Source organism: Meridianimarinicoccus aquatilis (assembly GCF_004358675.1).
Lineage (GTDB): Bacteria > Pseudomonadota > Alphaproteobacteria > Rhodobacterales > Rhodobacteraceae > Meridianimarinicoccus > Meridianimarinicoccus aquatilis.
Window position 1 is genome coordinate 60,272 of record NZ_SMZO01000019.1, and the last position, 9,660, is coordinate 69,931.

Here is a 9,660-nt window from a genome sequence, read left to right on the forward strand (position 1 = left end):
AAATGGACGGCGAATTTCTTCGGTCGATCCTGTCAGGGGTACCGCTGCCCATTGTACTGGTTGGTCAGGACGAGCGTATCCACAGGCTCAATCCTCTTGCCGTCAAGTTGTTTGGCAGCAACATGGAAGGGCGGCATTTTCTGACCGTACTGCGCCAGCCATCCATTATTGATTGCCTGACAGACACGTTGCGGCGCGGGGTTGCACATGAAACCCGGTACAGCCGCAAGGACCATAGCCAGGAAACGCTTTATCGTGTCGTTTGCACGCCGGTCGGTGATGCGACCCGAGCAGGTGTGATGGCAAGTTTTGAAGATGTGACGTCAATCGAAACGGCGGGCCAAATGCGCCGTGACTTTGTTGCCAATGTCAGCCACGAATTGCGGACGCCGTTGACCGCGCTCATCGGGTTCATTGACACACTGCGCGGCCCTGCGCGAAACGACGCTGCGGCGCGCGACAGGTTCCTGATAACAATGGAACGCGAAGCAGAGCGGATGAACAGATTGGTCAACGACCTTCTGTCTCTGTCGCAGGTCGAAACCGAAGAACGAATTCGGCCAACCGATTTGCAAGATGTCCCGGCCTTGGTGGACAGCGTATGCCACAATCTGCGCCCGCTGTCCGATGATATGCAGGTCGCGTTAGAAGTTATTCCCAATGTTACACTGCCAAAAGTGTTGGGCGACGGCGATCAATTGCGGCAAGTGTTCGTGAACCTGATTGAAAATGCGATGAAATACGGGCGCGATGGCGGTCGCGTGACCATTGCGTTTGAAGTCATCAACCGTGATCCAATCTTGGCTGGACCGGCTGTCGCGATCATCGTGAAGGACTACGGACCCGGGATTGATTCAATCCACATTCATCGCTTGACGGAACGGTTTTATCGCGCCGACGATCACAGGTCACAACAGTTGGGCGGCACCGGATTGGGGTTGGCGATTGTCAAACATATCCTGAACCGGCACCGTGGACGCCTGAAGATTGAAAGCAAGGTGGGGGAGGGCAGTTGCTTTGCGGTGCTGCTGCCACAACCGCCGCAAGCCGGGTAGCCGGCGACCGGATTGCCCGGCCGCCGACACCATCAATAGTCGCGTTCAAAGACCAGCCCGATACCGGTTTCGCCCTCGTTGTCGAACCGGCCACGCGCAGAGAAATCCTTGCGAATTTCATAGTTCAATTCGACCTCCGAGGTGCCGTCTGATCCGACCGTAACATCGGTATAGACTTTTTCGCTGAGGTAGCGGCCCGCTGTGACGGCGGTGTTTCCGTCTTCATCTGTGGCAACGCTAAGGTCGTCGACCCCCAAGGCTTCGCGCGCAAATCCGAAAACGCCGCCACCGCCGCCCTGCAATCTGTTGATCGCAGAGGCAAGCTGGGCAAGTTCAAGCGGGGTCAAATCAGCCACTGGCTTGCCAAAGAACAATTGTGCAAGCACTTCGTCATCGGGCAATTCCGGTTCAGATTCAAAGCTGAATTCGGGCTCAGAGACCGGGCCTTCGATGATGATCTTGGATATCACGTCGCCATTGTCGGAACTGGCAACCATCGAAATGTCTGGATCAAGATCCCCTTGAAGAGATATTTCCGCAGTGTCGAAATTCAAACGCTGGGACAGCAGATCAAGTCGACCGCGGATGAGCTGCAAACCACCCTGCGGATTTGGTGAAGCTGTCGTGCCCCCAATGTCGATCCGGCCGCCAAGTTCAACGTCAAGACCGCGCCCACGCACGAAAATCGCTTGTGGGGCCGATATGACAATATCAAGTCCAAAGACGGGACCACTGCCGCCGCCGCTTTCCGCTTCTGGGTCTTTGATCAAGCCCGCTCGGCGGCGGGTCGCATAGCTTGCACGCGACTCGTTCACATGAACGATATCCGGAACAGCACCGCCACCGCCAAAGGTGTTCGGGATCTTGATCTCGCTGCGGCCGATATTGATCTGTCCGGCGATATTGGCCCCGCCTGTCAGCGGGCCGTTTACGCCAATTTCTCCATCCAGCGCGATTTCATAAAGGGTTGGATCCACGAGGGTCAGGTTTTGCAGCCGTGCCGTGATGTCCGCCGGGATTGTACCGGTCAGGCCCACGGGCCCCGAAACGATGATCTGGCCGCCGCTGGACAGATTGGCATTCATGTCGAGTTGCGCATTCGCGTCAGACAGTTGGACGTTGAGGCCAATGTCTTCAAGCGCAAGCCGAAGTGTCGGGTCCGCCACACGGGCGCCCTGCGTGGATACAGTTCCGCTCAGCGACTCCAGGCCCGGAGGCCCGTTCACCGCCAGATCAAATCGGGCTGTGCCATCGATATTGCGCGGCAGCAGGAACCGATTGACCAAACCCAAAGGCAAGGCGCCGCTCAGATCCAGTGCCATGGTTCCGTCTGGGCGCAACACATCACCGGAATATCGCGCTTCGGATCCGCCGGGGCCCGTCAGATCACCGTCGATTGACCAGATATCATTCTGGTTCTTGGCCGTCGCATCAATTTCCAATGGTCCGTTAAAGCCTGGCGCAAAGAGACCAACATCACGCAGTCCCGCCGCAACATTTACCGTGGTGACATCGCCAGCGATGCCGCCTGTCGCCGTAACCGAAATTTCGCGTGTCTGAAGCTCGGCCTGTTGAATATCAAGCCCGTCTTCGTTTCGCGTCGCCTGAACCACCAGCGTTGAATCGCCACCAATGGCCTGATCGGCCTCGGTGATCCCGGTGGCGACATCGGTGCCCTCAGCGCGCAGATCCACATCGAAGAACCCGGTTTCGGTTGCGAATTTGGCCGTTCCGCGCGCGTTGGCGGACCCGGCAAGGTCAAGCCCGGCCAGCGCAGCAAATCGGGCCAGCGGCCCGGTTTGCGCATCAAAGTCTGCGTCCACTACCATTTCCGGGGTCAGAAGGTCACTGATAGCGACATCCGCTGCCACGGATACATCGCCTGAATTGAGGTCGAGCCCGTCCACCGTGAGGCTTTTCTCTTCGGCGATCCAGGCGATGTCCGTGTCAAACGCAAGCCCTGGCGCAATTACGTCGCTCAGATCCGGGTCCGTCGCTGACAGGCCGGTCAATGCGGCAGTGATGCGCGCTGTGACGCCTTCCACCGTCGCTTCAGTGCGGCTTAACTCGCCGATGGCAAGAACCTTGGCCTGATCCATGGCGACTTCGCCTTCGCGCTGGAAGTCATCCGCCGTCAGATCAAGCTGAAACTCGTCCCCCGTCTCTGGGTCATAGGTCAGGTTGATTTGCGCAGACTGCAGCGTGGTGCGCGGCCCCGGTGCCGGTATTACCACTGGTGGCCCATCGGGCGCACCAACACGCCCGGCCAAGGTGATGGCGCGCGGCCAACCTTGTGGGTCAATCCCGCCGCTACCGGTCAGATCAACGCGGCCACCATCCAGCTCAAGACGGTCTAGGCTGATGCCATCTGCCGTCCGCGCGGCAGCGATACCAAGCTCGACCCGGCCAGACATCAAGGCATCCGCGCCCGCGTCACCGATCACCAGATCGGTGCTGAACCCATCAAGCTCGACATCGAAGCCGCCGCTGACTGTATCGTAATTTGCGGCAACCTTTGCATCAATCGCGCCGCCAAGATTCTGGCCGCTTATGGCTGACAAGCGGTCGAGATCCCCCAATTGCGCGTCGATTTGTGTGGTCAGTGCAATGGCCTGAGTTTCAAGTCCGGTCACTGTAGCATCGCCTGTAATAGCGATATCGCCGGTCTCTGGCCGCGACAAATCCTGCGAGGCGACATTGAAATCGGTCACTGTCAGCGCGCCGCCCTTTTGCCAGTCCACTTTGCCGGAGAGCGCGATTGCGTCGCCGGCCGCATCCCAAAGCGCAGGGTCCGTGCTGGCAAATCCGGTGAGTGTGCCTGTGATCTGGGCAAGCGCTGCTGTGATGTCCGTTGGCGCATCCTTGGTCAATTGACCTTCGGTTGTGAACGAAACGCTGTCCACCATCAAACCGTCGGCGCGCATGAAGCCATCACCATCCAGCGTAACCGCGAATGTGTCACCTGCAGCTTCATCATAGATAATGCTCAGATCCGCGTCATGGACAAGCATCGGTGTGCCGGGCAGGGGCAGGACAACAGGCAAGCCAAGATCGGTGCCAAGATGCGCTTCAAGGTCAAGAGTTTGCGGCATATAGGCGGGCGACAGATCCGCCGTGCCCGTCAGTTGCAGACCGCGTGTGGTCAGCGCCAGATCTTCGATATCAAGGCCAATTGCTTCGCCCTGACGGGCCCGCAAGGCCAGTTCAATCCGGCGGCCAAAGAAGTCGCGATAATCCGGCAGGAACAGGTCGGCAACATCGCCAGCAACGTCAGCGGTGATTTCACGCTCGGGTGTGTCTGTGCCGGGCAGGTCGCGCAGGCTGATGGTGCCGGAAAGACGGTCCACGTCGCTGGTGCGCAGCGCAAGGTCTGCGGTGAAATCGGAAATCGGGTCCTCACCCTTGAGCGTGAGGCTCAGCGACGGGCTGTCAGGAATGCCTGCAAGGGTGGTGATCAACCCGCCCGGCTCTTCGGATACATCAAGATCAACCAGCACGACGCCGGTGTCATTGGTGTAGCCTGCGGCAAGCCGGTAACCGGCTTCCTTGCCGTCAATCCGAACGAGGGACAGGTTGGCATTTCCTTCGCCGCCAGCAAGTTGGGCCTGACCAGAGAGCGACAATTCCACCGCTTGCCCCAGAACCGGCTCGCCGAGGCGGATCGCGCCAATCGACAATTGCGCGACGTTTACGGACACGGGCAAATCTGGAAGCGAAAAGGGTTCGGGTTCCGCCTCTGGGTCGGCGGCAAGCTTCGGCGCTTCGCCGGGTGCGGGCAGGGGTTTGCGCGCCACGTCCACAACCCCGACGGTCAAAGCATCGACCTCAAGTCGGCCGCGCAACAGCGCCAACCGACGCCAGTCCAGCGACACATCCCGCACCTGAAGCCACGTTCCATCGTCGTCAGAGATTTCGATCCGCTCAATCGTTGCTTCAGAGCTGAGCACGCCGCTCAACCCGACAACGCGCACGGTACGGCCTTCGCCGCCCAAAGCGTTCTGGATCAGGTTTTCAAGAAAACTCGCATCTTCTTCGGGCGAATCCTGCTGAGCCAAAGCAAGCGGAACCGGTGCCGCAACAAGTGACAGGGCAATAAGGCTTACGGAAATCTTCGTCTTCATGCGCATCAAAATGCCTGCCCCACGCCGATGTAAAGTTCCACGCTTGAGTATTTGCCGCCAAATTCACTGATGGGGGTGGCCAGATCAACCCGAATGGGGCCGATGGGGGTGCCAACCCGTGCGCCAAGTCCCGCACCGGCTTGGAACCCGGCCTCTTCATCAATGAAACTCTTCTCGCCGATATACCCCACATCGACAAAGGCAACGGCCCCTATGCTGCCGCGGATCAACTGGCGCACTTCGGCGGATGCGCCCAAGAAACTGCGACCACCAGAGGTCAGACCGTTCGATTGCTCAACACCCAGGGATTCGTATTTCTGGCCACGCACGGTACCGCCGCCGCCTGAAAAGAACAGGAAGTCTGGCGGTGTTGCGTCAAGGTCGGACCCGACGATGCTGCCCAGTTGGACGCGGCCAGCCAGCACAGTTGTCTTGTTCGGTCCAAAGCCGTGATAGGCACGCAGATCCAGCTCGCCCAACGCACCGCTTTGCGACCCGTCGATCCCAAGATAGGGCGTAGCATCGATGCCGACAAAGAAGCCCTCTTTTGCATCGCCACGGTCATCACGCTTGTCCCATTCCAGACGTGACGGAAGAACGGCATGCTTGAACGTGCGATCACCAAACGCGTCCTCTACCTCGGAATAGCGCAGACCGCCCGAGACTTCGGCAATCAGGTTTGGGGTGAAATACCGTGTGACACCCACGCCGAAGGTGAACGCGTCTTCTTTGTAATCCGGGTCATCCGTCAACTCGATGGTCGCGAATGTGAACAAGTCATTGTCGGCGCCAAACGTGCCCGGCCGGGTCAACCGCATGCTTGCGGTGTAGTCTTCCCCACCACGATCCTGCAGGCCGGTTTCTTCCCCGCCAAGATTTTCAACCTGTGCTTCAATCCGCAACCGCTCCGCGCCGCCAAACAAGTTTCTGTGCAACCAGAAGCCGCCAACAGAGATCCCTTCGACGGACGAATATTCTATATCAAATCCGAACCGGCGCGGTTTGTCTTCGATGAGAGTCATCTGATAGTCGAGCGTCCCATCGGCGTTTGGCGTATCACTTTCCGACACGCTGACCGTTGCGAACGTGCCTGTGCGCCGGACCCGGTTGACCGCCGTGCGCAATTCTTCGGGCGAATAGATTTCGCCGGTTGGAAATCCCATGATCTGCCGCACGCGCTTGTCGCTGACGTCTCGATCGCCATCGATGGTCAAGGCGCCAAACCGCAACTGAGGGCCGGGAACGAGGCCGATGGCGACATCAAGTTGGTGGGTTTTGTGATCGGCAGTGATTTTTTGCTCGCCCACATCAACTTTGGCGTGCCCTGCGTCGCGCCATTCGTTGACCGCAGTGTTGGCGGCTGAGCCGATCAATCCCGAGCGTGCCGTCTTGCCGGTCTCGAAATCCTTCAACAGCCGCGTTCCGCGTCGGGCCTCTGGTCGCGGCGATACGTCGAGCTTGCCGAAATCGAACCGCGCCCCTGGATCGACGTTGATAACAATATTGGTGATCGTTCCGGGCGGGCTGAATGGGTTGATGTCCGAGGCTTCTTGCCCGTCGATCAGAATGGAGATTTGCGGGCCGTAGAACCCTTCGCCGTAAAGGCCCCCAATGATGCGCCCATAATCGGTAACTGCCGCGCCATACAGGTCCGCGTCACTTTCCAAAGGTTCTTCAAGCGATCTGTAGGCCAAAGAAGACAATTCAACCGAAGAAATAATCGCATCGCGGTATTCTTCGGCGATTCCCGTCACATTGACTGTTACCGACTCGAGGGCGAGAGCCGGGCCTGCCACTGCCCAAGCCACTGCTACCAAACCAATACCTGCGCGCACCTTCGCCTCCGATTTTTTGGGGCTGTGAGCCCTGTTCCCAATGGTTTCCCATCAAATGCAGGTGTTGTCACGACCTCTGCCGTAAAAACAAAAAAACGACGGGTGCAGTGTGCCATTGACCACGCCTTGCTGGCTTGCGACACGTCTGCAGTTACATAAGTCGTCACGCGCTACGCAGTGAAGCGACACAACTGGGAGAGTACGAACATGGCAAAAATCGCATTTCTTGGTCTTGGGGTGATGGGGTATCCGATGGCCGGTCATCTGGTGGCAAAGGGCCACGATGTGACTGTCTACAACCGCACAACCGCGAAGGCCGAGGCCTGGGCGGCAGAGCATGGCGGCAAGTTCGGGGCGACACCGCGCGAGGCTGCCGAGGGCGCAGAGATCGTGCTGTCCTGCGTTGGAAATGACGACGACTTGCGGTCTGTCATGTTGGGCGATGATGGGGCCTTGGCGGGGGTGTCGAGCGGCGCGCTGATCGTGGATCACACAACTGCCTCTGCCATTGTCGCGCGCGAACTGGCCGAAGCCGCTGCTGCGCAGGGGGTCGGATTTGTTGATGCGCCTGTGTCAGGCGGTCAAGCCGGGGCAGAAAATGGCCAGTTGGCGATCATGTGTGGCGGCTCTCAAGCAGACTTTGACCGGGCCGAACCAGTGTTGGCGTCCTATGCCAAAGCGTGTGAACGTTTCGGCGATGTCGGAGCCGGACAGGTTACAAAGATGGTCAACCAGGTTTGCATCGCCGGGATCGTGCAAGGCATGTCCGAAGGTCTGATGCTGGCTGCTGAAGCCGGGCTCGATGCCAAGCAGGTGGCACGACTGGTCAGCCAGGGTGCCGGCGGATCGTGGCAGCTTGCCAACCGTGCTGACACGATGATGGATAACCACTTTGAGCATGGCTTCGCGGTGAACTGGATGCGAAAAGATCTGGGGATCGCGCTGGAACAGGCCAAGGATATTGGCGTGTCATTGCCAGTGGCGGCGTTGGTCGACCAATTCTATTCTGACGTGCAGCAGCTCGGGGGCGGTCGGTGGGATACCTCAAGCCTGATCCAGCGGTTGCGCGTTCTCAAAGGGCAAAGCATCGACAGCTAAGGTCCGGGCGCAAGGTCGGTCAACGCGGTTCGAATGACCCCGGCCACGCGGTCGGGGTCTTCTTCATGGGCAAGGTGCCCGAGGCCGGCCAGATGGATCACTTGTGCATTCCGCATCTTTGCGGCGGCGTTGACCGAGGTCTCTGGCGGCACAGCATTGTCGCCATCGGCCGCAATCAAAGTAACCTGCGCTGCGATGTTGGGCAGGTCATCAAGCAAGGATGTCAGATCCCATTGCGCCATCATGCGCAGGGTGGCATCCACATGATCCTTGTCCCCTATCAGGCGGGTATAGAGCGCAAGCCCTTCTGGTTTGAGGGTGGAGCCAGTACCTTCGATCAACTTTCGCACGCGGGCCGGATTGCCCGAACTCAGAGAGAAGAGGCGCGGCACCAACGGGTTCAGGACCAGCATCTTTGCTAGGATTGGGAACAGCCATCCCGCGATACCGTCGAAGGGTGCCAATGCTGCGTTCAACCCGATTATGCGCGGCGGTTGGCCATCTGGGGCGGTCATCTTTTGCGACATCCGTAGTGCCAAAGCGCCACCCGCCGAATGGCCGATGATAGCGGCCGGTTGCCAGCCCTCAGCGGCGCACAGCGCGACTATATCGTCTGCCATAGGCCGGAGGCTGCACCGAGCGCGGGTGCCCATTCGGCTCAGGCCCTGACCCGGCAGGTCGAGCGCCACCACCTGAAAGTCCTTGGCAAGATCGGGGATGAGGTCGCGAAAGCTATGCGTTGATCCGCCAGCGCCGTGAAGCAGTAAAACGCAGGGGCCGCGCCCGGCCTTTTGTACATGCCAGTCGTGGGGGCGGCATCGCACCCGGCGTGAGAGTTCGGCATTTGGCCAATCTCGAAGGTCTCGATCCCAGTCCACGACTTAGGTTTCCAAAGCGGTGCCGATGGCCGCGCTGAGGCGGCGGGCATCAGCGCGGGGCAATGGCATGTAGGGCGCGCCCATGTCAGCTGCCAGTGCGCGCAAGGCAACTTGCGGGCGTACGGCGGTATCCAGCACCAACGCGGGTATACTGGCGGCACGCAGGGCGCGCGCCATATCCACAGCGTCTCGGCCGGCTTGCGTGCGACCTGGGCTGCCATCCAGGGCGACATTTCCCCGACCATCGGTCAACAAGGCAACGGTGGGCATCAGCCCCTTGGAGCGGGCGAGGAGTGCGGCGTCCAGACCTGCGCGCAGTCCGGCGGCAAGCGGCGTGCCTCCACCGCCGGGCAATCCGGCCAGCCGCCGTTTTGTCTGTACCAGCGACCGGGTGGGTGGCAGCAGCGTGTCGGCACCAGACCCGCGAAAGGCGATAAGCGAGACATGATCACGCCGGGCATAAGCTTCGGCAAGCAGCAGTTCCACCGCGCCTTTGGCTTCTGCCAAACGGGACATTGCGGCAGACCCAGACGCATCGACGGTGAAGATCAACAACCGATCCGATCGATCTTCAAACCGTTTCACGCGGATGTCGCCTGGATGAATGTGCAACCCGGTATGTCCGGGGCGGGCGCTTCGGCGGATCGTCTGCCATGGCGCCGCGGCGCGCAGA

6 protein-coding genes are annotated in these 9,660 nt (G+C 59.7%); 2 read left to right on the plus strand and 4 right to left on the minus strand.

The features are described 5' to 3' along the window. The first annotated feature begins 2 nt into the window (after positions 1-2). Positions 3-1,055, plus strand: a complete 1,053-nt coding sequence (locus tag E2L05_RS10195; protein ID WP_133342804.1) for an ATP-binding protein — start codon at positions 3-5, stop codon at positions 1,053-1,055. A 32-nt stretch (positions 1,056-1,087) separates the two neighbouring features. On the opposite strand, the gene E2L05_RS10200 is transcribed toward E2L05_RS10195, so the two are convergent. Both E2L05_RS10200 and E2L05_RS10205 read right to left on the minus strand, forming a co-directional pair. Then, a complete protein-coding gene (locus E2L05_RS10200; protein WP_165971732.1) occupies positions 1,088-5,176 on the minus strand; it encodes a translocation/assembly module TamB domain-containing protein in 4,089 nt (1,362 codons plus the stop codon). 5 nt (positions 5,177-5,181) lie between these two features. Beyond that, positions 5,182-7,011 (minus strand): autotransporter assembly complex protein TamA, encoded by a 1,830-nt coding sequence (locus E2L05_RS10205; RefSeq protein WP_133342806.1) that lies wholly within the window; start codon positions 7,009-7,011, stop codon positions 5,182-5,184. A 177-nt stretch (positions 7,012-7,188) separates the two neighbouring features. On the opposite strand from E2L05_RS10205, the gene E2L05_RS10210 reads away from it, so the two are divergent. After that, positions 7,189-8,109, plus strand: a complete 921-nt coding sequence (locus E2L05_RS10210; RefSeq protein WP_279512635.1) for an NAD(P)-dependent oxidoreductase — start codon at positions 7,189-7,191, stop codon at positions 8,107-8,109. Here E2L05_RS10210 and bchO read toward each other — a convergent pair. Continuing rightward, positions 8,106-8,987, minus strand: a complete 882-nt coding sequence (bchO, locus tag E2L05_RS10215; protein WP_133342808.1) for an alpha/beta fold hydrolase BchO — start codon at positions 8,985-8,987, stop codon at positions 8,106-8,108. The two genes, E2L05_RS10210 and bchO, sit on opposite strands and share 4 nt — an antisense overlap. A gap of 3 nt (positions 8,988-8,990) precedes the next feature. After that, positions 8,991-9,660 (minus strand): VWA domain-containing protein (locus tag E2L05_RS10220; protein ID WP_133342809.1); only part of this gene is annotated, 670 nt, incomplete at its 5' end.